Origin of the sequence: Brevundimonas sp. (assembly GCF_031412435.1) — a bacterium.
In the GTDB taxonomy this organism is placed as follows: domain Bacteria; phylum Pseudomonadota; class Alphaproteobacteria; order Caulobacterales; family Caulobacteraceae; genus Brevundimonas.
This window is the reverse complement of record NZ_JANODA010000038.1, coordinates 1-26,461: the sequence shown is the minus strand read 5'-3', so window position 1 is coordinate 26,461 and position 26,461 is coordinate 1. Positions and strand designations below refer to the sequence as shown.

General features: G+C 68.0%; 31 protein-coding genes and 1 pseudogene. 12 read left to right on the top strand and 20 right to left on the bottom strand.

Annotated elements, in window-relative coordinates; all coding sequences use genetic code 11:
* Positions 1-66 precede the first annotated feature (66 nt).
* Together RMO01_RS07055 and RMO01_RS07050 are read right to left on the bottom strand one after the other, a co-directional pair.
* Positions 67-414, bottom strand: coding sequence for a DUF1428 domain-containing protein (locus tag RMO01_RS07055; protein WP_309628335.1), 348 nt, complete (start codon positions 412-414; stop codon positions 67-69).
* Positions 415-559: 145 nt separating this feature from the next.
* Positions 560-1,048 carry a VOC family protein gene (locus RMO01_RS07050; protein ID WP_309628334.1) on the bottom strand — a complete coding sequence of 163 codons (489 nt, stop codon included), beginning with the start codon at positions 1,046-1,048 and terminating at the stop codon, positions 560-562.
* Between the two features lie 110 nt (positions 1,049-1,158).
* Between RMO01_RS07050 and RMO01_RS07045 the strand changes: the two genes are divergently transcribed.
* Positions 1,159-1,848 carry a winged helix-turn-helix transcriptional regulator gene (locus RMO01_RS07045; protein WP_309628333.1) on the top strand — a complete coding sequence of 230 codons (690 nt, stop codon included), beginning with the start codon at positions 1,159-1,161 and terminating at the stop codon, positions 1,846-1,848.
* On the opposite strand, the gene RMO01_RS07040 is transcribed toward RMO01_RS07045, so the two are convergent.
* From RMO01_RS07040 to RMO01_RS06995, 10 genes are all read right to left on the bottom strand, one after another.
* On the bottom strand, positions 1,845-2,054 hold the full coding sequence (locus RMO01_RS07040; RefSeq protein WP_309628332.1) for a flagellar hook protein FlgE: 210 nt from the start codon (positions 2,052-2,054) through the stop codon (positions 1,845-1,847). The two genes, RMO01_RS07045 and RMO01_RS07040, sit on opposite strands and share 4 nt — an antisense overlap.
* A complete protein-coding gene (locus RMO01_RS07035; protein WP_309628331.1) occupies positions 2,051-3,772 on the bottom strand; it encodes a pilus assembly protein in 1,722 nt (573 codons plus the stop codon). Before RMO01_RS07035 ends, RMO01_RS07040 begins: the two co-directional genes overlap by 4 nt.
* A 49-nt stretch (positions 3,773-3,821) precedes the next feature.
* Positions 3,822-4,529 carry a monofunctional biosynthetic peptidoglycan transglycosylase gene (gene mtgA / locus RMO01_RS07030; RefSeq protein WP_309628330.1) on the bottom strand — a complete coding sequence of 236 codons (708 nt, stop codon included), beginning with the start codon at positions 4,527-4,529 and terminating at the stop codon, positions 3,822-3,824.
* Positions 4,530-4,595: 66 nt separating this feature from the next.
* The gene (locus tag RMO01_RS07025; protein ID WP_309628329.1) at positions 4,596-4,721 is read right to left on the bottom strand and encodes a hypothetical protein; all 126 of its coding nucleotides are present in this window, start codon (positions 4,719-4,721) and stop codon (positions 4,596-4,598) included.
* Positions 4,722-4,775: 54 nt separating this feature from the next.
* On the bottom strand, positions 4,776-5,741 hold the full coding sequence (locus RMO01_RS07020; RefSeq protein ID WP_309628328.1) for a WD40 repeat domain-containing protein: 966 nt from the start codon (positions 5,739-5,741) through the stop codon (positions 4,776-4,778).
* 10 nt (positions 5,742-5,751) lie between these two features.
* Positions 5,752-6,435 (bottom strand): SDR family NAD(P)-dependent oxidoreductase, encoded by a 684-nt coding sequence (locus tag RMO01_RS07015; protein WP_309628327.1) that lies wholly within the window; start codon positions 6,433-6,435, stop codon positions 5,752-5,754.
* Positions 6,432-7,544 carry a GTP-binding protein gene (locus tag RMO01_RS07010; RefSeq protein ID WP_309628326.1) on the bottom strand — a complete coding sequence of 371 codons (1,113 nt, stop codon included), beginning with the start codon at positions 7,542-7,544 and terminating at the stop codon, positions 6,432-6,434. The genes RMO01_RS07015 and RMO01_RS07010 overlap by 4 nt, the downstream gene beginning before the upstream one ends.
* 425 nt (positions 7,545-7,969) lie before the next feature.
* The gene (locus RMO01_RS07005; RefSeq protein ID WP_309628325.1) at positions 7,970-8,938 is read right to left on the bottom strand and encodes a cation diffusion facilitator family transporter; all 969 of its coding nucleotides are present in this window, start codon (positions 8,936-8,938) and stop codon (positions 7,970-7,972) included.
* Between the two features lie 9 nt (positions 8,939-8,947).
* Positions 8,948-9,607, bottom strand: a complete 660-nt coding sequence (locus tag RMO01_RS07000; RefSeq protein WP_309628324.1) for a hypothetical protein — start codon at positions 9,605-9,607, stop codon at positions 8,948-8,950.
* Positions 9,608-9,650: 43 nt separating this feature from the next.
* On the bottom strand, positions 9,651-10,973 hold the full coding sequence (locus RMO01_RS06995; protein ID WP_309628323.1) for a cyclopropane-fatty-acyl-phospholipid synthase family protein: 1,323 nt from the start codon (positions 10,971-10,973) through the stop codon (positions 9,651-9,653).
* A 203-nt stretch (positions 10,974-11,176) separates the two neighbouring features.
* Between RMO01_RS06995 and rplU the strand changes: the two genes are divergently transcribed.
* From rplU to RMO01_RS06980, 3 genes are all read left to right on the top strand, one after another.
* Positions 11,177-11,740 (top strand): 50S ribosomal protein L21, encoded by a 564-nt coding sequence (gene rplU, locus RMO01_RS06990; protein WP_309628322.1) that lies wholly within the window; start codon positions 11,177-11,179, stop codon positions 11,738-11,740.
* Between the two features lie 56 nt (positions 11,741-11,796).
* Positions 11,797-12,081: a 50S ribosomal protein L27 gene (gene rpmA / locus RMO01_RS06985; protein ID WP_298160619.1), complete on the top strand. Its 285-nt coding sequence runs from the start codon at positions 11,797-11,799 to the stop codon at positions 12,079-12,081.
* A gap of 168 nt (positions 12,082-12,249) precedes the next feature.
* Complete coding sequence (locus RMO01_RS06980) at positions 12,250-12,783, top strand: GNAT family N-acetyltransferase (protein ID WP_309628321.1); 534 nt, start codon at positions 12,250-12,252, stop codon at positions 12,781-12,783.
* A 134-nt stretch (positions 12,784-12,917) separates the two neighbouring features.
* On the opposite strand, the gene RMO01_RS06975 is transcribed toward RMO01_RS06980, so the two are convergent.
* The 3 genes from RMO01_RS06975 to RMO01_RS06965 all read right to left on the bottom strand — a co-directional run bounded on the left by RMO01_RS06975 (position 12,918) and on the right by RMO01_RS06965 (position 14,345).
* Positions 12,918-13,112, bottom strand: coding sequence for a hypothetical protein (locus tag RMO01_RS06975; RefSeq protein ID WP_309628320.1), 195 nt, complete (start codon positions 13,110-13,112; stop codon positions 12,918-12,920).
* A 103-nt stretch (positions 13,113-13,215) separates the two neighbouring features.
* Positions 13,216-13,773, bottom strand: coding sequence for a BA14K family protein (locus RMO01_RS06970; RefSeq protein ID WP_309628319.1), 558 nt, complete (start codon positions 13,771-13,773; stop codon positions 13,216-13,218).
* A 56-nt stretch (positions 13,774-13,829) separates the two neighbouring features.
* Positions 13,830-14,345: a hypothetical protein gene (locus RMO01_RS06965; protein WP_309628318.1), complete on the bottom strand. Its 516-nt coding sequence runs from the start codon at positions 14,343-14,345 to the stop codon at positions 13,830-13,832.
* 173 nt (positions 14,346-14,518) lie between these two features.
* Here RMO01_RS06965 and RMO01_RS06960 point away from each other — a divergent pair, with 173 nt between their 5' ends.
* Positions 14,519-15,721, top strand: a complete 1,203-nt coding sequence (locus RMO01_RS06960; protein ID WP_309628317.1) for a threonine ammonia-lyase — start codon at positions 14,519-14,521, stop codon at positions 15,719-15,721.
* The gene (locus RMO01_RS06955) at positions 15,702-16,226 is read left to right on the top strand and encodes an FKBP-type peptidyl-prolyl cis-trans isomerase (protein ID WP_309628316.1); all 525 of its coding nucleotides are present in this window, start codon (positions 15,702-15,704) and stop codon (positions 16,224-16,226) included. The genes RMO01_RS06960 and RMO01_RS06955 overlap by 20 nt, the downstream gene beginning before the upstream one ends.
* A 97-nt stretch (positions 16,227-16,323) precedes the next feature.
* Here RMO01_RS06955 and queG read toward each other — a convergent pair whose 3' ends face one another.
* From queG to RMO01_RS06940, 3 genes are all read right to left on the bottom strand, one after another.
* Positions 16,324-17,520, bottom strand: coding sequence for a tRNA epoxyqueuosine(34) reductase QueG (gene queG, locus RMO01_RS06950; RefSeq protein WP_309628315.1), 1,197 nt, complete (start codon positions 17,518-17,520; stop codon positions 16,324-16,326).
* A 183-nt stretch (positions 17,521-17,703) separates the two neighbouring features.
* Positions 17,704-18,375, bottom strand: coding sequence for a glutathione S-transferase family protein (locus RMO01_RS06945; RefSeq protein ID WP_309628314.1), 672 nt, complete (start codon positions 18,373-18,375; stop codon positions 17,704-17,706).
* 48 nt (positions 18,376-18,423) lie between these two features.
* The gene (locus tag RMO01_RS06940; RefSeq protein WP_309628313.1) at positions 18,424-19,386 is read right to left on the bottom strand and encodes a cation diffusion facilitator family transporter; all 963 of its coding nucleotides are present in this window, start codon (positions 19,384-19,386) and stop codon (positions 18,424-18,426) included.
* Positions 19,387-19,516: 130 nt separating this feature from the next.
* On the opposite strand from RMO01_RS06940, the gene RMO01_RS06935 reads away from it, so the two are divergent.
* The 3 genes from RMO01_RS06935 (at position 19,517) to RMO01_RS06925 (ending at position 21,974) form a co-directional block, all read left to right on the top strand.
* Entirely contained in the window at positions 19,517-20,701 is a 1,185-nt protein-coding gene (locus tag RMO01_RS06935) for a citrate/2-methylcitrate synthase (protein ID WP_309628312.1), read from the top strand.
* Positions 20,702-20,806: 105 nt separating this feature from the next.
* Positions 20,807-21,616: an undecaprenyl-diphosphate phosphatase gene (locus tag RMO01_RS06930; protein ID WP_309628311.1), complete on the top strand. Its 810-nt coding sequence runs from the start codon at positions 20,807-20,809 to the stop codon at positions 21,614-21,616.
* A gap of 37 nt (positions 21,617-21,653) precedes the next feature.
* A complete protein-coding gene (locus tag RMO01_RS06925; protein WP_309628310.1) occupies positions 21,654-21,974 on the top strand; it encodes an Mpo1-like protein in 321 nt (106 codons plus the stop codon).
* Here RMO01_RS06925 and RMO01_RS06920 read toward each other — a convergent pair whose 3' ends face one another.
* On the bottom strand, positions 21,975-22,664 hold the full coding sequence (locus tag RMO01_RS06920; RefSeq protein ID WP_309628309.1) for a hypothetical protein: 690 nt from the start codon (positions 22,662-22,664) through the stop codon (positions 21,975-21,977).
* 62 nt (positions 22,665-22,726) lie between these two features.
* A complete protein-coding gene (locus RMO01_RS06915; RefSeq protein WP_309628308.1) occupies positions 22,727-23,281 on the bottom strand; it encodes a 3D domain-containing protein in 555 nt (184 codons plus the stop codon).
* A 222-nt stretch (positions 23,282-23,503) separates the two neighbouring features.
* On the opposite strand from RMO01_RS06915, the gene RMO01_RS06910 reads away from it, so the two are divergent.
* The 3 genes and pseudogenes from RMO01_RS06910 to RMO01_RS06900 form a co-directional block, all read left to right on the top strand.
* Entirely contained in the window at positions 23,504-24,091 is a 588-nt protein-coding gene (locus RMO01_RS06910) for a glutathione S-transferase family protein (protein WP_309628307.1), read from the top strand.
* Positions 24,092-24,470: 379 nt separating this feature from the next.
* Entirely contained in the window at positions 24,471-25,976 is a 1,506-nt protein-coding gene (locus tag RMO01_RS06905) for a DEAD/DEAH box helicase (protein ID WP_309628306.1), read from the top strand.
* Between the two features lie 150 nt (positions 25,977-26,126).
* Positions 26,127-26,461, top strand: a pseudogene (locus RMO01_RS06900) (hypothetical protein); the annotation flags it as partial.

The window sequence follows — 26,461 nt, the reverse complement described above, 5'->3', positions numbered from 1 at the left end:
GACGCGAACCGCCGCGACCCGGGGGATCGCGGCGGCGCAGGTCGGGGAGGCAGACGGCGGGGCGGGTCAGCTCTGGAAGATTTCCTCGAAGCCGCCCCACATCATGCGCTTGCCGTCGAAGGGCATGTCCATATTGGCGAAGCGGGGGTCTTCCATCATCTTCGCCCAGGCGGCGTCGGCGGTCGCCTTGTCCGGCCACTTCAGCCACGAGAAGACGACGACCTCGCCCTCTTCCAGTTTCACGGCCAGATCGAAGCCGGTGACCTTGCCGGCCGGGACGTCGACGCCCCAGGTCTCGACCTGTTCGAGGGCGCCGAACTCCTTGAACAGGGGCGCGCTGACCTCGGCGGACTTGATGTAGCGATCCTTGTCCGCAGCCTTCACGGGGGTCAGGAAGCCGGTGATATAGGACATTTTCTTCTCCTTCGAAGGGGGCTACCGCTCGCGACGCGTTCCCGCCTGCGCGGGATGACGACGCTCGCTGTTTGAGCCCCAGGTTGACGGTCGGGGTTGGAGGGCAGGTTGGTCCGGGTGTCGGGGAGGGTCTTGTACGATGCCGTCAGGACGCCGCGTCGGCGGCGGCTTCGAGGGCGGCGATGTCGATCTTTTTCATCGTCATCATGGCGGCGAAGGCGGCCTTCGCGCGGGCCGGGCTCTCGCCATAGAAGGCCATCAAGCGCCTGGGCGTGATCTGCCAGTTGACGCCCCAGCGGTCCTTGCACCAGCCACACTGGCTCTCCTGGCCGCCGTTGCCGACGATGGCGTTCCACAGACGATCGGTCTCGGCCTGGTCGTCTGTGTAGATCATGAACGAAACGGCCTCGGACTGCGGGAACAGCGGGCCGCCGTTCAGACCCATGAAGGCGCGGCCGGCGAGGGTGAACTCGACCACCAGCTCCTCGCCCGCCCTGGTCGAGGGGTTGTCCACGGGACTGTCGGTGACCGAGCCGATGCGGCTGTCGGGCAGGCCGAGCGACACATAGAACTCGGCGGCCGCTTTCGCCTGGCCGAGATCGTACCAGATACAGGGGGTGATCTTGTCGGGCATGGGAACCTCCTTTGATCGTCAGAACGCCGGGAACTCCGTTTCGCCTCTGCGACTGCCGGCGCCTTGGCGGGTATTGCGAACCTAGGCCATCGAGATTATCTTAGTCAACAATGAAGTTAGATAAAATAACTATTGAGTCTGCAAAGGCTACCGGGCGCCGGTATCATGACGCCTGCGGAGCGGCGCATGGGCTGGATCTGGTGGGCGAGCGCTGGGCCTTGCTGGTCATTCGCGAGCTCATGTTCGGTCCGCGACGGTTCGGAGACCTTAAGGCCGATCTGTGCGGACTGTCCGCCAATGTGCTGACGCAGCGGCTGGAAGGGCTGGAGGAGGCGGGCATCGTGCGGAAGCGGAAACTGCCGCCGCCGGCCTCGGTGCAGGTCTACGAACTGACCGACTGGGGCTACGAGGCGCAGCCGGTGTTCGAGGTGCTGGGTCGGTGGGCGGCGCGGTCGCCCCGGCATGATCCGACCCTGCCGATCAGCGCGGTGTCGACGATGATGAGCCTGCGGACCATGTTCGATGCGGAGGCGGCGAAGGGTCTGACGGCGCGGATCGGCTTCGTGTTCGGCGACCGGAGCTTCGTGGCGACGATCGCGAACGACGACCTGACCAGCGAGCGGGCCGAGATCGCGGACTGCGCCGTGGTGTTCGAGGGCGAGCCGTCGGCGGTCATCGAATATGTCTACGGCAAGCGGCCTCTGGCAGAGATGGAGGCCGAGGGGCGGCTGACGGTCACGGGCGACCGGGCCCTGGCCGAGCGGTTCCAGACCTTCTTCGGCCTGCCTGAGAAAGCCTAGGCGAACATATCCAGCAGGGTCCCGGCCATGTCGTCGGCGGTCCTGTGCACGGCGAGATTGGCCGAGACGGAGGCCTTGGCCTCGATCCGCTCGACCATCTCGGCCTCGAGGTTGTTGAGCGGGGCCTGGGCGGTCCGCACCGCGCTCTGCTCGAACCGGGCCATGGCCGAGGCCAGGCCTCCGGCGGCGATGGAGGAGGCGATCATCGCGAGATCCTGAGGTTCTCGATGGCCCCGGCGATGCGGTCGAAGGCTGCGCCGATGCCCGCGGCGCTGTCGACCGGGAAATAGTGTTCGTCGTCGGTGGCGCAGCGGCGCAGCAGGGTCTGGGCCGAGCCGTCGACCTGGACGGCGACGGTGTACACCTCGATGTTCTGGTCCTTCATGTTGCCGCACATGTCCTCGACGCCCGCCGTGGGATGGTCGAAGCGGTTGTCCATGGCCGTGCGGCGCTGGGAGCCGTCGCCGGAGGTGATGCCCAGGCGGTTCTGATAGATGTAACCGAGGCCGTTGTAGACGCCCCGGTTGGGGTTGCCGGCGTCGCTCATGACGTTCTCGCCGTCGGTCATGATGATGATGATCTTGGTCAGCCGGGTCGTGCCGTAGGCGCGGCCGTCGCCGAACGGGGCGTTGGGCGACAGGGTGTGCCAGCCCCACATCGTGCCGAGCGGAACGTTGGTGTTGCCGCTGGCGATCATGTTGTCGACCGCGTCGCGCAGCGCGTCATAGTCGTCGGTCAGCCGGATCAGGGGCTGGAGATCGCAGCCGCGGTTGGGGCCCCAATTCGAGTTCAGCGTGCCCGAGCGCTTGTAGGCGTTGGCGTATTTGGTGCGGTTGCGCAGGCGCAGGCCCCACTCGGTCTCGCGCGCCGTCGTGCTGGCGAAGGTGTTGTTGTTCCCGTTGCGGGCGTCCTCCAGATAGTCGTTGCCCTCGTCGGCGTAGTTCCGCCAGGTCCAGTCGTTGGGGTAGTCGCCCTCGTCGGGCTGGTCCGGGGCGAAATAGGGCACGAACAGCCGGGCCTGCGTGCCGGCGAGGGGGGCGGTGTCGCGGATGTCGTAGGGGGCCAGGCGGGCCTCGACGCAGCCGCCCCAGGTCGTGCCGATGTCGCCGAACAGGGTGAAGCGACCACGGCCGGCGCTGAACAGGCTGGTCGGGTTGGACGAGGCGTTCCAGGCGCCGCCGCCCGTGTGGGTGGTGGCGTTCGACATGTAGCTGGGCACGGTATTGGAGCCGCCCTGCGAGATGCGCACCGTCTGGGAGAAGGGCACGAGCGAGATCTTGATGGCGTCGGCCTCGATCGAACGGGAGTCGGCCGCCTCCAGCCGGTCGATCAGATCGGTCGCGGCGGCCTTGGTGTTGGCCAGTTTCGCGCCGGCCATGGAGCCGGTGTTGTCGATCACCAGGGCGACCTCGATGCGGTTGTTCGAGCGCAGCACCTCGGAGTGGGCGCCGACGGGGATCTGGTCGCCCGTGCCGCGACCCACCATCGGCAGGATGATGTTGGCGACGAGGGCCGTGACGTCGACCTTGGCGTCGCCGACCACCGCGCCGCTGCTGTCCAGGACGAAGGTCGTCTGGCCTGTCAGCAAGGTGATGTCGTTGTAGGGCGCGAGGTTGGCGCGCAGCGAGGCCAGGCCCACGCGGGTGATGTCGGTGTTGGAGGTGTAGGGCGACCGGGCGGCGGCCAGGGTGGCGGCGTCCAGGGCGTCCTGGAGGTTGGCCTTTACGGTCGAGGCGCGGTGGATGTCGATGCCGCCGAAGGTGATCAGCAGCAGGACCGGAATCACGAAGGCCGAGATCATGGCGATGTTGCCGCGCGTGTCTGACGCGAAACGGCGCGCGACGTGCCGCAGTCGACGGCTCCCCCGGTTCTCGATCGTCATGGCCCACCCGTGCTCGCCGCGGCCCCGGACGGAGGACCGCATTCGACCTGATCTAGCGCGTGACGGTTAAGGCTTAGTCGAAGAGGGACGGTTAACGGCCATCGTTCAGGACGCAGGCGGCCAGGCCCTCGTTGCGGACGACGCGGGCATTGGCCTGGACGCTGGAAGCGCGGCGACGGACATAGGGACCGGGCGAGCCGGCGTCGTAGCGACGCGGCGAGGGCAGGATGGCGGCGATGCGGGCCGCCTCGCGCGGGGTCAGGTCGGCGGCGGACTTGCCGAACCAGTGCCGGGCGGCGGCCTCCGCGCCATAGACGCCGGGGCCCATCTCGGCGACGTTCAGATAGACTTCCATGATCCGGCGCTTGGACCAGACCGTCTCGATCATCAGGGTGTAGCCGGCCTCAAGGCCTTTGCGGATCCAGTCGCGGCCGGGCCAGAGGAAGACGTTCTTGGCGGTCTGCTGCGAGATGGTGGAGCCGCCCCGGACCTTTCGACCGCGTTCATTGTCTTCAAGCGCCTTTTCGATCGCCTCCAGGTCAAATCCGCCATGGCTGCAGAAGCGGGCGTCCTCGGCGGCGATGGCGGCGGCGACGAGGTTGGGCGAGATCTGGTCCAGCGATCGCCAGCGATAGTCGAGCCCGTTCCCGGCGACGAACTCGCGCGCCATCAGGAGCGTCAGGGGCGGCGGGGCGAAGGCGTGGATCAGGACGCCGCCGATCGGCAGGGCGGCGAGCACCAGCAGCGCGGTCAGGATCGGGCGGCGCTTCTTCTTCGGCCGCAGCGGTGCGTCAGTCATGATCCCTCCCGGCGCGGAGTTTTGGTCGGGAAGCGTGGCGTTGCAATGGCCAGGCCTGGGGGGACGCTATCCGACGTTGACGTCCCACAGGAAGATGACGGCGAAGGCGCCGATGACGACCAGCGCCAATATGCCGACGGCCATGCAACCGAAGGCTACTCGCGGCGTCCCGCCCCCTGTTCGACCTTGCATCAGGAACCCCCGTTCGCGACGACGATAGGGTGCGTCGATGCGGGGTGTCGAGGCTCAGAGGTCGGAGACGCCCGCCTGACCGTCCTCGTCGGCCCAGGCGACGCGGGTCGCGTCGGGGCTCATGGCCAGGGCGACGATGGGGGCGCCCTTGTCGGCCTTGATGAAGTTCAGCCCGTGACCCGCCGGATCTGCGGCCCAGACGCGGCCGTCGGCCAGGCCCGCCGCCAGCCGGCCGTGCGGATTGGAGGCGGCGACGAGGTTGACGAGGGTGGTGTCGTCGAAGCCGATCTCCGACGCCTCGCGCCCCATCGGTCCGTTGGAACTGTCGAAGGGCCAGAGGACCGCGCCCTGGGCCCCCGAGGTGGCCAGCAGCCGGCCCTTGGACATGAAGGCGACGGAGCGGATCTTGGACGGGTAGCCGCCCATCCGCATGTTCTTGGCGTCCTTCAGCCGCCAGCCGTGAAGCTGGGCGTCCTGCATCATGGTGACCACGAAGGCGCCGTCGGGGGAGAAGGCGACCCCGGTGTGCGACCCCGCCCAGGCCAGTTTGGTCGGCTTCTGCTCGGCGATCCGGGCGTACCAGAGCCAGGCCCCGCCATAGGTCGAGGCCGCGATGCGCCGGCCCTTGGGATCGAAGGCGACGCCCGAGACCGTCCGCTCGTGCGTGAAGTCGCGGCGGAAGCCGGCGTCGGTGGCGTCGATGACCGACAGGGTCTTCCCGGCCGAGAAGGCGATCAGGTTCGTCTCCGACGAGGCGTCGATGGAGTCGATCCACTGGCCTTTCGCGGTGGCGAGGACGCCGGCCTCGCCCTTGCGGGACCAGATGACGCGGCCATCGTCGCCGCCCGTGACCAGGCCGTCGCCGGACGGGTGGACCACGGCGCACAGGATCGCGCCGTCATGGACCGCGTCGAAGGTCCGGTCCTCGAACCGCACAGTGCCGTCGCCGAGGGCGAAGACCGCGCCGGAGGATTCGAAGTGGGCCGAGGTGACCTGGGCGTCGAAGGTGAATTGCGTCATTCCGGACGCCCTACCACGCGATCTCCTGTCCGCTGTAGTCGATGAAGCGGTGTGCGTTGGCGCCGAGGTTGGCGGTCAGCTGATCGGCCATGCCGGTGACGCTGGTCTCGACGTCGATATCGGCGTTGGCGCCGCCCATGTCGGTCTTCACCCAGCCGGGATGAATCGAGAGGACGGTCACGCCGCGCGCCTGCGCCTTCGTCAGCCACAGGGAGCGGGCGAGGCTGTTCTGGGCGGCCTTGGTGGCGCGATAGACCTCGCTGTGCCCGCTTGAGGCCTCTCCGATCGAGCCCATGCGGCTGGACATCAGGGCGAGGACGCCGGTCTTCTCATGGATCTGGTCGAGCAGGGCGTGGGCCAGGCGGATGGGGCCGAAGACATTGGTATGCATGGCGTTGTCGAGCTCGTCCGCCGACGCGGCGACGACACTCTTCGGTCCGATGATGCCTGCATTGATGAAGACGACGTCGAGGGGGCCGGGGACGGCCTTCGCGAGCCGCGCGACGTCGGCGTCGGAGGTGACGTCGGCCTGGAGCACCGTCAGGCGTTCGGCGCCGGGCAGGGCCTTCAGCGGCGCTTCGTCGGCGGGCTTGCGCACCGTGGCGACGACGTCGAAGCCGCGCTTCAGATGTTCTGCGACGAGGCCGAGACCAAGGCCGCGCGAAGCGCCGACTATGAGGATGGATCCGGTCATGCCGCGCAGCCTTCGAACCCGGCCCTGATCGCGGCCTCGTCGAGGTCGCGGCCGATGAAGACGGCGCGGGACCAGCGGCGTTCGGTGGCGCCCCATTCGCGCTGCAGGTCGCCCTCCAGGATCATGTGGACGGCCTGGAAGACGAGGCGCTTGTCCTCGCCCTCGACGTTGATGATGCCCTTGGCCCGCAGGATGTCCTGGCCCTTTTCGCCCAGCAGCTTGTCGAGCCAGGCGGTGAACTTCACGCCATTCATCGGGCGGTCGAGCGACAGGGAGATGCCCTTGATGTCGTCGCCGTGGTCGTGACCCCTCGCTCCCGAATCATGGGCGCCGTGGTGGTGGTCGTGATCGTGCGCGTGGTCGTGCCCATGATCGTGGTGGTCGTGGCCGCAGTGTTCGTCGTGGACGTGACCGGCCTCGCCGTGGGCGGGGTTGGCGAACTCCGGATTGATGTCGAGAATCCGCTCGAGGTCGAAACCGTGAAGGCCCAGCACCTGGTCCAGCGGCACATTGGCGCGTTCGGCGCGGGTGATGGGAGCCAGCGGGTTCAGCTTGCGCAGCCGCTGTTCGACGGCGACCAACTCCGCCTCGGTGGCCAGGTCGGTCTTGTTGAGGATGATGCGGTCGGCGAAGGCGACCTGTTCGCGGGCCTCTTTCGAGTCGTCGAGGCGGGCCATAACGTGTTTGGCGTCGACCAAAGCGGTGACGCTGTCGAGCGTGGTCTTGGCCTTCACGTCCTCGTCGACGAAGAAGGTCTGGGCCACCGGGCCGGGGTCGGCCAGGCCCGTGGTCTCGACGATGATGGCGTCGAAGGCGGGGGCGCCCGGTTTCTGGCGCTTCATCAGGCCGGCCACGACCCGGATCAGGTCGCCGCGAACCGTGCAGCAGACGCAGCCGTTGTTCATCTCGAACACGTCCTCGTCGGCGCCCACCACGAGGTCGTTGTCGATGCCGATCTCGCCGAACTCGTTGACGATGACGGCGTACCGCTTGCCGTGGTCCTCGGTCAGGATGCGGTTGAGCAGGGTGGTCTTGCCCGCGCCGAGATAGCCGGTGAGGACGGTGACGGGGATCTTGGTGGAGGCGGTGGAGGCGGTGGTGTCGGTCATGGGGGTCATCTAGGTGGCGTGAGGCCGTGTCGAAAGGCCGTCTCTTCCTTTCGTCATTCCGGGCGAAGGCGCGCTTGCGCCGTAGACCCGGAACAAGGCGGCGCGCGAGAGCGCGAAACTGTCGAGGATACTGCGCGCTGAACCATCGCCTCCGCTTCGCTGCGGCGCCGCCTTGTTCCGGGTCTCCGCTGCGCTACGCCCGGAATGACGAAAGAAGGGGTGTTGGTCTTGCTAGAGAGCTCGCCAGCGGTCCGCAGTGTATTTGCTGATCGCGAGCATCACGACGACGCCTCCGATCCAAACGAACCTGGGCATCAGAGACCTATCGAAGGCCCAGCCCCAGACGCAAGCCTAGCCGCCAATCACCGAGGCGATGGTGGCCGCAAACCAGAACCATTTCTTCACGGACCAGTTGGCGAAGGCCATCAGCAGGTCGGACAGTCCGGCATCACGTCCGTCTCGAGCTGCAGGGTCGTGTGGCCGATGGCGAATCGGGTCTTCGCCAGGGCCTGGGCCTCCATCAGCAGGGCGCGGGGGTCGCCGCGGTCGTGGACGAGGTGGGCGGTCAGGGCGGTGGTCGTGGTCGACAGGTTCCAGACGTGCAGGTCGTGGACGGCGGTGACACCGGGCAGGGCGGCGAGGGCTTCGCGCACCGCAGTGACATCGACCGAGCCGGGGGCGGCGTCCATGGCGAGGCCGACGGAATCCTTGAGCAGGCCCCAGGTGCCCCACAGGATGACGGCGACGATGACGATCGAGACGATCGGATCGAGGATCGACCAGCCGCTGACCATGATGATCGCGCCGGAGATGACGACGCCGATCGAGACGCCCGCGTCGGCCATCATGTGCAGATAGGCGCCGCGCGCGTTCAGGTCCGAATGCTGGTCGCGCATGAACATCAGGGCGGTGCCCAGGTTGATGACGAAGCCGATGCCGGCGACGATCATGACGACGCCGGACTGGACCGGGGCGGGGTCGGCCAGTCGCTGGACGGCCTCGAAGGCGATGGCGCCGCAGGCGAAGATCAGCAGGATGGCGTTGGCCAGGGCCGCGAGGATGGTCGCCTTGCCGAAGCCGTAGGTCAGCTGATTGCCCGCCGCGCGACGGGCGAGAACAGCCGCGCCCCCGGCCATGGCGAGGCCCAGGACATCGGACAGGTTGTGACCTGCGTCGGCCAGCAGGGCGGTCGAACCGCTGTAGAGGCCGGCCCCGAACTCGCAGGCGACGAAGGCGAGGTTGACGATCAGGCCGACGAGGTAGCGCCAGTCTCCCGTATCGACGGGACCGTGGGCGTGGCCGTGATGCCCGTGGGAATGACCATGCGAGTGGTCGTGACCGTGGTGGTCATGCCCACTGTGATCATGGTCGTGATGGGCGTGGTCGTGGGCCATAACCCGACCCTAGTGCTGGTGCGTCACGATAAGAAGTCCGATCGCGATCAGGGCGAGACCGAGGATGGCGCCCTCGTAGCGGGCCCAGCGCTCGAGCTTCAGCACCGAGGCGCCGGCGCGGGCGAGGGTGGTGAAGGTGGCCATGCCGAGAATGGTGCCGACGGCGAAGGCGAGGGTCAGCAGGGCGAGGGCGCCAACCCCTTCCTGGGCCGAGGACATATAGATGGGCAGCAGCACCTCGCCGGGCGACAGGGCCATCACGGCGACCAGACCCCAGAAGGCGGTCGCATGGCCGACCGCAGGCTCGGCCAGATCGAGGGCCGGACCGCCCGCCATGGCGGGGCGACGGATGGCCGACCGGACCAGATAGAAGGCGCCGAAGCCGAACAGGAGGACGGCGGAGAGGTAAGGCAGGAGGCCGGCGACGATGCCGTCAAGCGCCAGGCCTGCGGCGACGATCAGCGAGCCGACGAGGGCGGTCGAGGCGATATGGGCCAGACCGGCGGCGGTGACGGCCAGCAGGCTGCGCGGCAGGCTCCAGCGCTGGGCGCGTCCCACCAGCACGAACGGCAGCCAGTGGGTCGGCAGGGCCGCATGCAGGAAGGCCGCGACAAACCCACCCCCCAGAAGGGACCAAAGGACCGGCTGTTCGAGATCGGGCGGCGACATTGATCGCCCTATAGCGTGTTACTTTATAACGGTCCAGCCGCTGTCACCGATAAAGACTGCCCCGATCCAGCGGCAGGCCGCTGGGGCCCGCCCGGCGGCGCTGGGCCACCGTCTGGTAGACGAGGATGGAGCCGCGCTCGAAGCCCTTGGCGCACATGGCGAAGAAGATGAGCCACAGGCGGGTGCGTTCCTCGCCGACCATGGCGACGGCCTCCTCACGACGGGCCATCAGGCGGCGGGACCATTCGGCGGTGGTGGCCTGGAAATGTTCGCGCAGGTCCTCGACGTCCAGCACCTCGAAGCCGAGGCGGCCGAGGTTGGTGACCGTCATGCCGATGGTGTCCAGCTCTCCGCCCGGGAAGATGAAGCGGCCGATGGTGCGGGTCGCATTGGTCTGGGGGGTGATGTTGCCCGGGTCCCGGCCGCCGCGCCGGGTCGAGGCCTGGTGGAAATAGAGACCGCCGGGCTTCAACAGCCGGCGCATCTCGAGGAAGTGGCGGTCGTGGTTGGCGAAGCCGACATGTTCGAACATCTCGACCTGGGAGACGGCGTCGAAATGCTCGGTCATCTGAAGGTCGCGGTAGTCCTTGAGCTCAAGCGTGATTTTGTCCTGCAGGCCGAGGCGGGCGATCTTCGCATTGGCGAAGGCGAGCTGTTCTTCCGACAGGGTCACGCCGTGGACGGTGACGCCATAGTGTTGCGCGGCCCAGCAGGAGAGACCGCCCCAGCCGCAGCCGACGTCGAGCAGTTTCTGGCCCGGCTTCAGACGCAGCTTGCGGCAGATGAAGTCCAGCTTGCGGGTCTGGGCCTCCTCCAGCGACTGGGTCGCGTCGGCGAAGTACGCGCTGGAATAGACCATCTCCGGATCCAGGAAGAGGCCGTAGAAGTCGTTGCCCACGTCGTAGTGGAAGGAGATGAAGTCCTTGTCCCTGCGGGCGGACTTGTCCTGGCGCTGGCCGGCCTCTCCTGTGGGATCGTAGGCGGCGTCGCCGACGGTGCGGGTCGAGCCGGCCAGAAGGAAGGGAATCAGTTCGCGCGCGATCAGTCCCTTGTTCACGCGCTTCGGCAGGTGGACGGCGCGACCGTGGTCCCAACGGTCGGCGGCCTCCAGCGGCGAGCCGCCCTCGATGCGGATATCGCCGGTGGCGTAGAGCTCGAACAGGGTCATCAGACCGGGCTTGAGCACCAGACGACGCACGGCGGACGGATCGGACAGGACGATGCGGATGTCGTCGCCGGCGTCCGGGCCGAGAGGGATGACCTCGCCGTTCCAGAGCTGGAGCGACAGGTCGGCCTTCAGATGCTCGGCTATATGGTGGGCGATGCGGCGGGCGGCGGTGACCCGGCGGTCGATCGTCTGGGTCATGGCTTGGGTCCCTCGTAACGCGGCTTCGTCTTTGCACGGCGGGTGAGAACGCGGCTAGATCAGCCGCCGAATTGAGCGTCCGAGGGCGTTTTCGGCGCCTTTCGCGTTGACTCGGGACCCACCCTCCGTATATGTCGCCGCTCTTCGCCCGCGGGGTCTACCCGGCGGGCGCATCCTTTTTTGCGTTACGCTGAGGCTCCAACATGTACGCGGTGATCAAGACCGGCGGCAAGCAGTACCGGGTTCAACCGGGCGACACGATCGTCGTCGAGAAGCTCGATGGCGATGCCGGCCAGGAGCTGAAGTTCGACAGCGTCCTGATGCTGGGCGGCGACAAGGGCGTGACCCTTGGCGCACCGCTGATCGCCGGCGCCTTCGTCGGCGCGACCCTGATCGAGACCCGCAAGGGTGAGAAGATCAAGATCTTCAAGAAGACCCGTCGTCAGGGCTACCGCCGCACCAACGGCCACCGCCAGATGGAATCGGTACTGCGCATCACCGGCATCGACGGCGCCGGCGAAGTCTCCAAGTGGGACGGCAAGATCGACCTGATGACCAAGGCCGAGATCAACCTGCGCGCCCGTGGCCTGGCCAAGCGCGACGCGACGTCGGACCTGGGTTCGACCGAGACGGTCGTCGCCAAGGGCTCCAAGTCTTCGGCCAAGGTCGAAGCCGGCGTGGTGGAAGCTTCGGCCAAGCCTGCGAAGGCCCCGGCCAAGAAGGCCGCCGCCAAGACCGAAACCGCCGCTTCGACCGACGAAGCCTAAACAAGACGCGCGCCAGCAGGTCCTACGGCCGCTAGCGCAACGAAGAGAGAGTTCAGATGGCTCACAAGAAATCCGGTGGTTCGTCGCGTAACGGTCGCGACTCTCACTCCAAGCGCCTCGGCGTGAAGAAGTTCGGCGGCGAGAACGTTCTGGCCGGCAACATCCTCGTGCGCCAACGCGGCACCACCTTCCACCCGGGCGACAACGTCGGCCTGGGCCGCGACCACACCCTGTTCGCCACCGAGCACGGCGCCGTGAAATTCACCAAGAAAGCCAACGGCCGTTGTTACGTGTCGATCATTCCGGCGAATGACGACCAGATGGCCCTCGCCGCCGAGTAACGCGACACCGGATTTCGGATCGCGTTGCTCCTCTCAAGAAGCAGCCGATCCGGACCAAGGGAATATTTCCGCGGGGAGTCTGGATCACCAGGCTCCCCGTTTGCGTTCCCCGCCTTGAAGTCCGCCCGAGCCCTCCAAGGAGGCGGACCGCATACCGAGGCTGGAAACATGTGCGTCATCGAAACCTCTCCGGTCGTTGAGACCCGGCGTCTTGTGCTGCGCGCGCCATCGCCGCAGGACATCCCCGCGATCGCTCGCCTGGCCAACGACCATGACATCGCCCGGATGACCAAGCGGATGCCGCATCCCTTCGGACAGGGCGACGCGGAGGACTTCGTCATCGCCGTCGCGGCCCAGAATCCGGCCAGGGCCATGACCTTCCTGATCGAGCACGAGGACCTGGGACCCGTCGGCGTCCTGGGCCTGTTCGAGGACGAGGATCGGGTGCCGGAGACGGGCTACTGGATCGGACGCGAGTTCTGGGGGCGGGGTCTGGCCACCGAGGCGCTGGAAGGCGCCCTGGTGTGGGCGTCGAAGCGCTGGAAGCGCCGGGCGCTGGTGGCCGGGCATTTCGCGGACAACCCGGCATCCGGGCGGGTGCTGGAAAAGGCGGGGTTCCTCTACACCGGCGAGACCCGGCGGGCCTTCAGCCGCGCGCGGAAGGCGGACATCGATACGCGGATGATGGTGTGGCTGGCCTGATCTGAATCCTCCCCCGATGGGGGAGGTGGCGCGGCGCGCCTTCGCGCCATGAAGTAGGGGGCAGCCCGCAAATTCGGTGTCCGGGGTCGGCCCCCTCCACCGCTTCGCGGTCCCCCTCCCCCGATGGGGGAGGACTACCCCGCCAGGCTAGGGCCGAATGCGACCACGGCCGCGATGACGCCGCCGACGACGGCTGCGCAGGCGCCGGCCACGAAGGCGAAGGCCGTGCGGGTCTGACGGCGGCGCATGCCGCCGGTGCGGACCGAGCGGATGATGACGAAGGGCGACCGGTCGAACGCTTCCGAACCGACGATGTTATGCTGGGACATGGATACGCTCCCCGAACTGATTGAAACCGAGGAAAGCGGGGGCGGTGCGTCTGAAAGATGGCGAACGACGTTCAGGCGCGAACCTGTGATCGACTGATCGCGGTTATCCGCAGAAGACCAGCCGTCCGGAATAAGCCCGGTAGTATCCGCTGTTCGGGTCGTAGGAGCGGTAGCGGGCGGCGCAGTACGACAACCGGCCCGGGTCCCGGCCGTTCGAATAGCCGCCGCCATAGTATGCACCGACCTGACCGCCGTAGCCCGAGCGGGGATAGACCTGGTCCGGGCGGCCATAGGCGCCGTAGTACCGGGTCCCCTGATTGTAGGGCTGGTAGGCGTAACCGCCGCCGTCGTGTTCCCGGCCATAGCTTCCGTAGCGATGGCTGGAGCCATAGGAGCTGTAGGAGCGCACCGGCCGCTGGTCGCGCCAGCGGGCGTCGCAGTCGTCGCGCGCCCGGTCCCAATAGGCATCGCAGCGGTAGTCGCCCGGGCGATCCTGCTGGCCGTTGTAATCGTTCCCGTAGCGGCCGTAGCTCGAATACGACCGCGCCTGATCGGGATAGCCCCAGCCTTGGGCGTTAGCAGGACTTGGGGCCGGAAGGGCGACCGTGGCGGTCAGCAGGGCGGCGGCGACTGCGCTTTTGAAGGCGTGGGGGGCATTCATGGTTAACGCCTCGGCTTGTGCGGGATCGGCCCGCCGGGTGGATCGGGGTAAGCCTTCTACAGGGTGACGTTGGCCGTCGTGCCCGCGCGAGTGACGACGTGGCGCATCAGGACGATGCGGTCGCCGCCGGCGCTGACCGGGGTGATCAGGAACCAGCCGCCGTCGGGCAGGCCGTCAAAACGGAAGCGGCCGCCCTGACAGGTCGTCGAACGGACGTAGGACCGGTAGTCGGCGTTGGGATCGGCCACGGTGCGGGCGCGGACCACGGCCTCCGGAATCGCGGCCTGGTCGGTCGAGCCGTACAGGGTCTGGAACCGCGCGCGGGTGTAGGGGGTGTCGGGCGTCAGGGCCACCGAGCCGGTGCAGGCGAAGCTCTGGCCGTCGCGACCATAGGCGACGCGGCCTTCGATGCCCGCTGTGCCGGTGCGAACCGACCAGCCGAAGTCGGCGGCGCTGAAGGCGGCGGGGGGCGCGGGCGTGTAGCCTGACGGGCCGGGAGCGGGGGCGCAGGCGACCAGCGTCGCAGCAAGCGCGGCGGTGGCGACGAGGACGGAAACGGGGCGGATCGACATCGGAGTTCTCTCGGACAGGCACGCGGGATCGCCGTGGAGGGCGAGGGCACATGACGCCTAACGCGGGGGTAAGGTCAAGGTTGCGGGACCTGACGGCGGGCGCCACAAGACCCGGATAACAGAGCGGCCGGCCGGTTCGGACCTGTCGCCGAACCGGTGTCTACAGGGACCCCATGACAGTCGTATTCGCAGACATCCAGGCGGCCCAGGGCCGCATCGCCGGTCAGGTGGATCGCACCCCCGTCCGCCATTCCCGCCGGCTGTCGCAACTGACCGGGGCCGAGGTCTGGATCAAGTACGACAACCTCCACTTCACCGGCAGCTTCAAGGAGCGCGGGGCGCTGAACCGGTTGTTGTCGCTGACGCCGGAAGAGCGGAAACGAGGGGTGGTGGCCGCCTCGGCCGGCAACCACGCCCAGGCCCTGGCCTACCACGGCGGACGGCTGGGCATTCCCGTGACCATCGTGATGCCGGAGGGGACGCCGTTCACCAAGGTCGACGGCACCCGCAGCCACGGCGCTGATGTCGTGATCAAGGGCGCGGATTTCACCGGCTCGACCGAGGAGGCGCATCGCCTGAGGGACGAGGAGGGGTTCGTCTTCATCTCCGCCTTCGACGACGAGGGGATCGTCACCGGCCAGGGGGTCTGCGCCATCGAGTTCCTGGAGGACGCGCCGGACCTCGACGCCCTGATCATCCCCATCGGTGGCGGCGGGTTGATCGCCGGCTGTTCGATCGCAGCCAGGGCGATGAAGCCGGACATCCGCATCTTCGGCGTCGAGGCGGCGATGTATCCCTCGTTCAGCGCACGGAGGAAGGGCGAGACGCCGAAATGCGGCGGGGCGACGATCGCCGAGGGCATCGCGATCAAGGCGGTCGGCGACATTCCGTTCGCGCTCGCGGATCCGCTGGTCGAGGACGTCCTGGTCGTCGACGAGGAGGATTTCGAAAAGGCCGTGGCCCTGTTCGCCACGCTGGAGAAGACGGTGGCCGAGGGCGCCGGCGCCGGCGGTCTTGCGGCCCTTCTGCGCTACCCCGACACGTTCAAGGGAATGAAGGTCGGGCTGGTCCTGTGCGGCGGAAACATCGATGCGCGGATGCTGGCCGTGGTGCTGAACCGCGAGATGGTCCGTGAACGGAGATTGATCGTCTATCGGATCCTCGGCGACGACCGGCCGGGCATGTTGTCGGCCATGGCGGCGGTGATCGGCGGCCTCGGCGGCAACATCATCGACGTGGTCCACAACCGGCTGGCGCTCGATGTCCCGGCCAAGGGGGCGGAGTTCGACATCATGGTCGAAACGCGCGATAGCGCCCATTCCGACGCGATCGGACAGGCTTTGAAGGACAAGGGTTATGCGCTTCGGATGGGTTAGCGTCGCCGTTATCGGCGTTCTCGCTCTGGCCGGCTGCAACCGCGACGCGGCGGGCGGCGCCGACCTCGAAGCCAATGCCCGGGCGGCGGCCTTCTTCATGGAATCCAACGCCAAGGCGGACGGGATCCAGACCCTGCCCTCGGGCTTGCAGTACAGGGTGGTTCAGTCGGGGCCGTCGGGCGCGGCGACGCCGGACCGGAATGACCTGGTGCGCGTCGACTATGAAGGCGCCCTGACCGACGGGTCGGTGTTCGACAGCTCGTTCTCGCGCGGCCAGCCCTATGTGACCACGGCCGAACAGGTCGTGCCCGGCTGGACCGAGGCCCTGCAGCGGATGAAGGTCGGCGACGAGTGGATGCTCTATGTGCCGCCGGCGCTGGGTTATGGCGAGCGCGGCCAGGGCGCGGATATCCCACCGAACTCGGTGCTGGTGTTCCGGATCAAGCTGCTGGACGTGGCGCCCGTGCCGGGCGGCGGACGCGGCGTGGGGCTGGCGACGGGGTAGATTTGTTCTCCTCCCTGTCGCGCAGCGATGGGGAGGTGGCGCGGCGCTTCTTCAGCGCCGTGACGGAGGGGGCGACACGATTTCGCCGATGAGTCCCTCACATCTTCGTCGGTGTCGCCCCCTCCACCACCAGCGCTGAGTCGCGCTGGCGGTCCCCCTCCCCATCGCCAAGTGGCGACGGGGAGGAGACGAACCACTCGGTGCGGACGCTCTCATCTTCTTCGTCGGGCACCCGGACGCCGCGTGCGGCGGCGAACGCCTCCGCCTCCACCAACCGCGACAGCGCCCACACGGCCGCGCCTCTCACCAGCGGTGCGGCGTCGTCCAGCAGTCGTTCCGCGCTCTCGACCAGCCCCGCATCGCCACTGTTGCCGATCGCATAGAGGACGTTCCGCACGAAACGGTCGCGGCCGATGCGCTTGATGGGGCTCTTCGAGAACAGGATGCGGAAGGTCGGATCGTCGAGCGCGGCGAGGTCGGCGAGGCGAGGGCTGACGGAGACCTTGCGCGCAGCCAGCCGGGTCTCGCGCGACGCCTGTGCGAACTTGTTCCACGGACAGATCGCCAGACAGTCGTCGCAGCCGTAGATGCGCGAGCCGGTCAAGGCGCGGAACTCGACCGGCCAGGGTCCGGCGTGTTCGATGGTCAGGTAGGACAGGCAGCGGCGCGCATCGATCTGGAACGGCGCGGGGAAGGCATTCGTCGGACAGGCGTCGAGGCAGGCCGTGCATGAGCCGCAGTGTTCGGTCTCGGCCGGGTCAGGCTCGATCTCGGCGGCACAAAGGATGACGCCGAGGAACAGCCAGTTGCCGTGGTCGCGGCTGAGGAGGTTTGTGTGTTTCCCCTGCCAGCCGAGGCCGGCGCGCTGGGCCAGCGGCTTTTCCATCAGGGGGGCGGTGTCGACGAAGACCTTGACCTCTGCGTCGAGGCGCGAGGCCAGCTGGCCGGCCAGGGTCTTCAGCCGGCCCTTGATGACCTCGTGATAGTCATCGCCGCGGGCGTAGACGGAGATGTAGCCGGCGCTGCGATCGGCCATCTCCGGCAGGGGATCGTGCCCGGGGCCGTAGTTCATGCCCAGCACGATGGCGGTCCGGGCGCCGTCCCACATGGCGGTGGGGTGGACGCGGCGTTCGAGGGTGGTCTCCATCCAGCCCATCTCGCCGTGACGCCCTGCCTCGACGAAATGCTGAAGGCGTTCGCCGGCGGACCAGGGCTCGGACGCCGAGGCGAAGCGGCAGACATCGAATCCGAGTTCGGCGGCTTTCAGGCGGAGGGTGTCGCGGAGGTCGGTCACCGCGCGCTTCTACTCTCTTTCGTCATTCCGGGCGAAGCGTAGCGAAGACCCGGAACGAGGCGGCGCCGTAGCGAAGCGACGGCGAAAGGGTTGGGCGAGCGCATGCGCGACAGGTTCGCGCTTTCGCGCGCCGCCTTGTTCCGGGTCTGCGAGGCTTTGCCTCTCCGCCCGGAATGACGAAAACTAGAAATCCAGATCCGCGTAGTGGGCCGCCGGCGCCAGGCCCTGGAAACGGTCGGCCAGCAGGGGGCGGAAGCAGGGGCGGGACTTGATCTTCATGTACCAGGTCTTCAGCCCCGGCCAGTTGGCCCAGGCGACCTCGCCGAAATAGTCCAGGGTCGACAGATGGGCGGCGGCGACGATGTCGGCCTGGGACAGGCGTCGGCCGGCCAGCCAGTCGCGGCGGGCCAGCAGGGCATCGAAGACGGCGAGATGGTGCTTCAGCGCCTCGCGGCCCTCGCGCAGCATGCGGGCCTCGGGCGGGCCGAGGCGCAGGAGGGGTTTCTCCATCCGCTCGTGCAGCAGGACGGCGTTGACCTCGTCGGTGAAACGCCGGTCGAACCAGGCGGTCAGGCGACGCGCCTCGGCGCGTTCGCCGGCGTCGGCGGGCATCAGGAGCGGCGTCTTCTGGGAGTCCTCGATCCAGCCGAGGATGGCGCCCGCCTCGCAGAGGGTCAGGCCCTCGACCTGAAGCACGGGCGGCATGCCCGACGGGTTGAGATCGCCGACAGGGCAGTCGGCCTCCCACGGGCGGACCAGCACCTCGGTCCATTCGATGCGCGCTTCGCCCAGGGCCAGACGCGCGGTCCGGCTGCCTGGATCGAAGGGGAAATGGAACAGGACGTTCGCCGACATCGGTGTGTCCTGCACCGGCGGCCGTTAAAGCGCCGTTTACGCTAAAGGCTAAGGTGTGGCGGGGACCGAGGGCGACGCAGGCCCGCGCGGGTCGGCGTGGATCAGGATGTCGGCGCCGGGGAAGGCGGCCGTCACCCGGTCCTCGGCGGCGACGACGATGTCGTGCGCGGCCTCGAACGACAGGGTGCGGTCAAGGTCGATGTGCATCTGGACCATCAGCCGGTCGCCCGACATCCGGGTGCGCAACTGGTGCACGCCGCCGATCCGGGGATCCGAAAGGACCGCGCTGGTCAGGGCGACGCGGTCGGCGTCCGACGCCTCCCTGTCGAGAAGCTGGTCGCCGGCCCCCTTGAGCACACCGAATGCGCCCCAGAACAGCCAGACGGCGACCACAAGACCGGCGGCGGCGTCGAGGCCGGGTGCGGCCAGCCAGGCGCCGGACGCGACGCCGATCAGGACGACGACGCTCGACGCCAGATCGGCGGCATAATGGGCGCGGTCGGCCGAGACGGCCATGGAGCCCGAGGCCTTCAGCGACCGGGTCTGGAGCCAGACCAGCAGGCCGGTCAGGAGGATGGAGACGACCACGACGCCGACGGCCCAGGAGCCGCCGCCGACCGGACGGGGGTCGAACATGCGGTGCAGCGCCTCCCAGCCGATGAAAACGGCCGAGGCGAACACCAGACCGGCCTGGACCAGGGAGGCCATGGCCTCGCCCTTGCCGTGGCCGAAGCGGTGGTCGGCGTCGGCGGGGGCGGCGGCCCAGCGTACGGCGAAGAAGGTGGCCAGGGAGGCGATCAGGTCGAGCGAGGAATCGGCCAGCGAGGCCAGGATGGACACCGATCCGGAGGCGCCGAGGGCGAAGGCCTTCATCGCGATCAGCAGGACCGCGACGGTGACCGACAGACCGGTGATCTGACGCGTCGACAGGGTGGGGGCTGAGCCCCATGGACCGGGCCTGGAAGCCTCGGGGGCGGACGGTTCAGGCGGCGTTGTGACGGGGGAGGTCATCGACGCCCTTTTCGCTGATCGCCTGTCAGTTGCCAATGGAGGACGCATCAGTAACCGTCGTTAGGCTTGCGGTCATCAAAGCGCCTCATGGTGCGGGCGGATTAACCTTGACGGGTCGGGACTTGCAGCGATGACGCCAGGCGTTAGCGAGCGGGACGGGGAGACGGCGGATCGATGGATCCCCCGCGCCGAGGTCCTGTCGCTGCTGGGGGTCAAGACCCAGACCCTCTACGCCTATGTCAGCCGGGGGAGGATCACCGCCCGCCCGGACCCCAGTGATCCCCGCCGCAGCCTCTATGCCGCCGCCGACGTCGCCCGGCTGAAGGGCGCCAGTTCGGGCGACGCCTCGGGTATCGTCGTGCCGTTCGAGCCGCCGGCGGTGAAGGGCGAGGCCCTGATCCAGTCGAAGGTCAGCCTGATCTCGGACGGGCGGCTCTATTATCGCGGCCGCGACGTCGCCCAGTGGGCCCAGAACGCGACGCTGGAAGAAACCGCCCGCCTGTTGTGGGGCGCCGAAGAGACGAATCCCTTCGCGGGCCTGGGCGTGCGCGTCGACAGCGCAGGCGGAGCCTCGCACCGCGCCCGTCTGTTTGCGGCCCTCGCCCGGCGTGCGGAGGAAGAGCCGTCCTCGATCGATCGTTCGCCTGACGCGCTGAAGGTCGACGCGGCCGTGGCGATGAACGAGGTCGTTGACGCCGTCTCCGGTCCCGGACCCCGGCTGTTCTTCCATCAGAGACTGGCGCGCGGCTGGAAGATGCTGGAGCGCGACAGCGTGCATCTGAGACGCGCCCTCGTCCTGGCGGCGGATCTCGATCTGGATCCGGCGGTACTGGCGACGCGGGCCGCGGCGTCGGGTGGAGCGTCTCCGGCCGGGGCGGCCTTCGCGGGTCTGGCGACAGTGGCGGGGTCGCCGGGGGGCAGGACCCTGACGCGCGCCATCGCCTATGTCGCCGAGGCCCGGCGCGATCCGGAGGGCGCAGCCCGGCGACGCATGGCGGCCGAGGGGGGCATCCCCGGCTTCGGCAGCGAAACCTTCCCGCACGGCGACCCGCGCGCCGAAGCCTTGCTTGCGCTCGTCGACCTGCCGACTGACCTGACGGCGGTGATCCGGGAGGCGGAGGCGGCGAGCGGCCAGAGGACCGGGTTCGCGGCGGCTCTGGCGATCATGGCGCGGCGCCTGGACCTGCCCCGCGACGGCGCCTCGGACGTGCTGCTGATCGGGCGGCTGACCGGATTGATGGCCCATGCCCTGGATCAGATCATCGACGGCTCGCCTATCCGGGCGCGGCTGCGCTATGTGGGTCCACGCCCTTGATCGGCTGAAGCCGATCACGGACGCACTTTCAAATTGCCGCCTGATCGTGGATCAGGCTGGGCACCGCAGGGCGAGTGACCCGGGCGCGTAGAGCTGGGGAACTTCATGGCGGACTGGATCGCGGCGATCATCCTGGGGCTGGTCGAGGGATTGACCGAGTTCATTCCGGTCTCGTCCACGGGCCATCTGCTGCTGACCAAGAGTCTGCTGGGCCTGCCCAACGAGCCGTGGGACACCTTCATCGTCATGATCCAGCTGGGCGCGATCCTGGCCGTGGTCGCCCTCTATTTCGCCCGCCTGTGGAAGGTGCTGATCGGCCTGCCCGGCAAGGATCCGGCCGCGCGCCGGTTCGCCTACTCCGTCCTGCTGGCCTTCTTCCCCTCGGCCCTGGTGGGGCTGCTGGCCCACGACTTCATCAAGGCCGTGCTGTTCAATCCGACCATCGTCTGCGTCAGCCTGATCGTCGGCGGTTTCGCCCTGATCGCACTGGAGCGCTGGGCGCCGCAGCCTCGGGAGCATGACGCCATGGGCTTCTCGCTGAAGACGGCGCTGGGCGTCGGTCTGTTCCAGTGCCTGTCGATCATTCCGGGCGTGTCGCGCTCGGGCGCCACCATCGTCGGCGGCCTTTTGCTGGGCGTCGACAAGCGGGCGGCGGCGGAGTTCTCCTTCTTTCTCGCCATCCCGACCATGGTCGGGGCCTTCGCCCTGGACTTCTGGGAGAGCCGGGACTTCCTCGTCGGGGACACGGTCACCCTGATCGCCATCGGCTTCGTGGTGTCCTTCATCAGCGGCCTGTTCGTGGTCCGGACCATGCTGGATTTCGTGGCGAAGCACGGCTTCACCCCGTTCGCCTGGTGGCGGATCGTGGTGGGGGTCATCGGTCTCGGCCTGCTGTACTCGGGCGTGATCGCCTGACTTGTCAGCCCGCGTTCGTCGGGTGCAAGCTGCGGCCATGAGCACCCGGCCCGCTGACGGCGAACGCTTCGCCTCGTTCGAAGCCTTCTATCCGTACTATATCCACGAGCATTCCAACCAGATCTGCCGCCGCATCCATATCGTCGGATCGGGGCTGGTGATCGTGGCGGCGTTGCTGGGTCTGTTCGTCAATGCCTGGTGGTTCGCGGCCATGCCGGTGATCGGCTACGGCTTCGCCTGGGTCGGGCATTTCTTCTTCGAGAAGAACCGTCCAGCAACATTCAGATACCCGCTGTGGAGCCTGATGGGCGACTGGCTGATGTTCTTCGAGACCGTCAGCGGCAGGCGCCGGTTCTGATCAGCGGTTGGCCGGGTCGCGGAAGGCCCACAGACTGATGGCGAAGACGGCCACGGCGTCGCGGTCGGGCGATCCGGCCGGCGGCAGGTAGAAGGTCGGCCGCATGCCGTTCAGGTCGACGCCGCCTACCTCGACCCCGTCGCGGCTGATGACATAGCCCATGACGCTGCCGCCGCCGAACGGCAGGCCGCCGATGCGGCGCGTCTCGGTGCGGTATTCGACGCCGTTCCAGGTCAGGCTTCCCGCGCGCAGGGGCTGCTGGATCCGGCGCAGGATCGAACCGCGCGCCAGCGCAAGCCCCATGCCTGCGTCGGCCGGGGCGGCGCCGCCGTACTCGCAGTCATAGCTGAGGGTTTCGCGGTCGAAGGTGATACCGAGGATGTTGCGATGGCCCTGGCCGCCGCCGCAGTTCCCCGTTACCTCACCGGCCGGGGTCATGATCGACAGCTCCGCCGTGGCGAAGTCGCGCGACTGCCACGGCAGGTTCACCTCGGAATCCCGCAGGCTGGCCCAGCCCGTGTATTCACCGATGGCGAAGCCGGGGCGGAACAGGCTGGGGCCGCGCCGGCCCGACAGGCCAATACGCTCGGTGCGATCCCGCATCGGAACGGACGCATCCTGGGCCGAAGCCAGGACGGGGGCCGCCAATGTCAGGGCGGCGAGGACGATGGAAACAAGGCGGATGCGCATGCGGACCCCCTCCAGATCGGGAGTCGCAAGCTAGACCATAACGGTGCTCCGGAGAACCGGCTCTAGCGAGAGGCGGTGTTCCAGGCCGGGGGGCAGCCGTCGAAGCGGCCGGCGGCGGTGATGGTCAGTCGTTGCTGGTTGAAGCGCATGACCGGCTGCATCGAGCCGCGGCCGTGGCCCGTATAGAGGTCGACGCGCTGGCCGCGGATCGCGCCGCCGGTGTCCGAGGCATACCAGTAGCCGTCGTGGATCGTGCCGTCGGCCAGGCGCATCCCGACCGTCTCGCGGATGAACAGCCTGGTACGGCGGGGGATGACGCGCGGGTCGGTGGCCAGGGTGCGCATCGGGATCGGACGGCAGCCCAGGGAATCGTTGCCCGTCGCTCCGCCGCCGCCTGCATGATAGAGGCTGGCGCGCGCGTTCCAGTCGGGTTCTTCGGCCATCAGGGCGGCCTGTTCGGGGGTCAGATCGGTTGCATCCTCGCTGGAACCGTCCGCGACTTCAGGGCTTACCGCTACCACGGGATCGGCCGCGACGACCGTCTCGTAGGGTACCGGATCTCCAGCCGAGAAGGCTGCAGCCCAAAGCATGGCGAACGCCGCGAGGGTGTCGAACACAGATCGTACTCATGGTGACGCCGGTCCCGATAGCTGTACCGGCGGGGGCTGTGTCGTTGCGACCTGTGGCGAGAATGTGTCCAATGGTCCCGCTGCGACCGTTCGTCCCCATGTGTGGATGGATCAGTCAACCGTTGCCTGAGATAAGCGGAACCGGGGTTGGGCAACGCCTGAAATCGCGTTAGCAGTATAGCCGGATCAGAAATCCTTTGCTGGGGTACGATGCTTACTGTTCATGGAGATATTCGCTCGGGCAACTGCTTGAAGGTCAAGTGGATGCTCGACCTGCTCGGTCGTGATTATCAATGGGTCGAGGTTGATATCATGTCGGGCGGAAGCCGGACGCCGGAATTTCTCCAGCTGAATCCGTTCGGCCAGGTCCCGATCCTGGTGCGGGAGGACGGCCGGACCCTGGCCCAGTCGAACGCCATCCTCCTGCATCTGGCCGAGGGGACGGCGTGGATCCCGGATGGCGCCTGGGAGCGGGCGAAGATGCTGGAGTGGCTGTTCTGGGAGCAATACAGCCACGAGCCCTATGTCGCCGTGGCCCGGTTCCAGCGCGTCTATGCGGGCAAGACCGCCGACGATGTGGAGCCGCGCCTGATCGAACGGGGCAACATCGCCCTGTCGCGGATGGAGACAGCTCTGGCAGGCCCGGAGTGGCTGGCCGGCGGGGAGGGGGCCACGCTCGCCGACCTCGCCCTGGTCGCCTACACGCGCGTCGCGGACGAAGGCGGGTTCGATCTGGGGATCTACCCGAACGTCCAGGGCTGGATTTCGCGAACCGAAGCGGCGTTCGGCATCACGTGATCCCTCTCCCCTGACCTTCGCTGTCAGCGAGCGCCCTCATCCGACCTCGCTTCGCTCAGCCACCTTCTCCCGCAGGGGAGGAGGACGCCATAGCGGCCTCCGCCTTGACTTCGCCGCACTCAGCGCCCATTTGCGCTGCGTCGCACAATTGCGATCCCCGGCGTCTCCAGCGCGTGTGGGTCTTCCTCCCAAGCGAAGACCTGACTGTAGCAGCCGCCGGACCCTCAAGATTCATTCGCTGCCCGGACACGCGGGGCGGCGCCCGATCCACCCCGCGAGCGCCACTCTGGTGCTCCGTCGGGACTGGCGGTGCGCGGCCTTATCGGCGTTGAGCCATGGCTGATGCGCGTCGCCGCATACGCGAAAGAACATAAGCTCCATGAGCAACATTACCTTTGAATCCTTCGGCCTGAACAAGGCCCTGCTGCAGGCCCTCACCACCGAGGGCTACACCATCCCCACCCCGATCCAGGCCCAGGCCATTCCCTCGGTCATGCTCGGCAAGGACCTGCTGGGCATCGCCCAGACCGGCACCGGCAAGACCGCGGCCTTCGCCCTGCCGATCCTGCATCGCCTGGCTGCCAACCGTGTCGCGCCCAAGCCGCGCACCACGCGCGTCCTCATCCTGTCGCCGACCCGCGAACTGGCCAGCCAGATCGCCGAAAGCTTCAAGAGCTACGGCAAGCACCTGGGCTTCCGCGTCGCTGTCATCTTCGGCGGCGTGAAATACGGGCCGCAGGAGCGCGCCCTGCAACAGGGCCTCGACGTCCTGGTCGCCACCCCCGGCCGCCTGCTCGACCACATGCAGCAAAAGACTCTGGACCTCAGCCAGACGGAAATCTTCGTCCTCGACGAGGCTGACCAGATGCTCGACCTCGGCTTCGTCAAGCCGATCCGCCAGATCGTCAGCCGCATCCCGGCCAAGCGCCAGAACCTGTTCTTCTCGGCCACCATGCCGACCGAGATCGGCAAGCTGGCGGGCGAGCTGCTGAAGGACCCGGTCAAGGTCTCGGTGACGCCCCAGGCCACGACGGTCCAGCGCATCAGCCAGTCGATCATCCATATCGAACAGGGCCGCAAGCGCGCCCTGCTGACCGAGATGTTCGCCGATCCGGGCTATACCCGCTGCCTGGTCTTCACCAAGACCAAGCACGGCGCCGACAAGGTCGCGGCCTATCTGGAAGCCGGCGGCGTCGAAGCCGGCGCCATCCACGGCAACAAGAGCCAGCCCCAGCGTGAACGCACCCTGGCCGCCTTCAAGGCCGGCAAGCTACGCGTCCTGGTCGCCACCGACATCGCCGCCCGCGGCATCGACGTCGACGGCGTCTCGCACGTGCTGAATTTCGAGCTGCCGTTCGTGCCGGAGGCCTATGTCCACCGCATCGGGCGGACGGCCCGCGCCGGCGCCGACGGCACGGCCATCAGCTTCGTGGCCGGCGACGAGATGAAACTGCTGCGCGACATCGAAAAGGTCACGCGCCAGAAGATCCCGGCCACCGACCGCCGCAACGACAAGTCGCTGGCCCTGCTCGACCAGTCGATCATGGCCGCCGGCGTCGGCTCCAAGGCCTCGATGCCCGACGACGGCCGCGGCGACCGCCAGCAGCAGCGCGGCCCCCGCAATCCGCGTCGCGACGGCGTCAAGCTGGAAGGCGGCGGGCAACCGCACCGCGTCCGCAAGCCCGGCCCGGGCCGCGACGCCCGCCCGACGCCCGAGCGGTCGTTCGATCCGATGGCCCGCGAGCGGCCGCGCCCGACCAATAACGACCCGCGCCACCCCAGCGCCCCGGCCACGGCCTCGGCCAAGCCCGACGGCGAGATCAAGCGCCGCCCGCGCCGCCGGAAGCCGTCCAACGGCGGCAAGGGGTATGCGGCGCAAGGCTGATCCGCTGAGCTGACGTGAATACAGAAGCGCCCGCCGGATCGCTCCGGCGGGCGTTTTGTCTTGCGGGCCGGAGCAAGGACGCCGCCGCTCGACTCTTGCTTTCCGGGCAGACTATTCTGGGTGAACGGTGTTTGCCGGGGAGGGCAAACGATGAAACGGTTGCACAGGCGTGGGCTGATCGGCGGGCTGGGCGTGGGCCTCATAGGGTTCGCAGCTCCAGCCATATTGAGGGCGCAGGAGACGCGGCGTCCCGTCACGGCCTCGCAGGCGGAAGGTCCCTTCTATCCCTATGAAGACAAGCCCACGGACCAGGACGCCGATCTGGTTCGTGTGACGGGGGTGGATGCTCAAGCCCAGGGCGAGGTCACCCATGTGACCGGCGTCGTATGGGGACCATCCGGCCAGCCCCGCGCCGGCGCGCTCGTCGAGATCTGGCAGTGCGATCATACCGGGCGTTACATTCACAGGGACGATCCCAACACAGA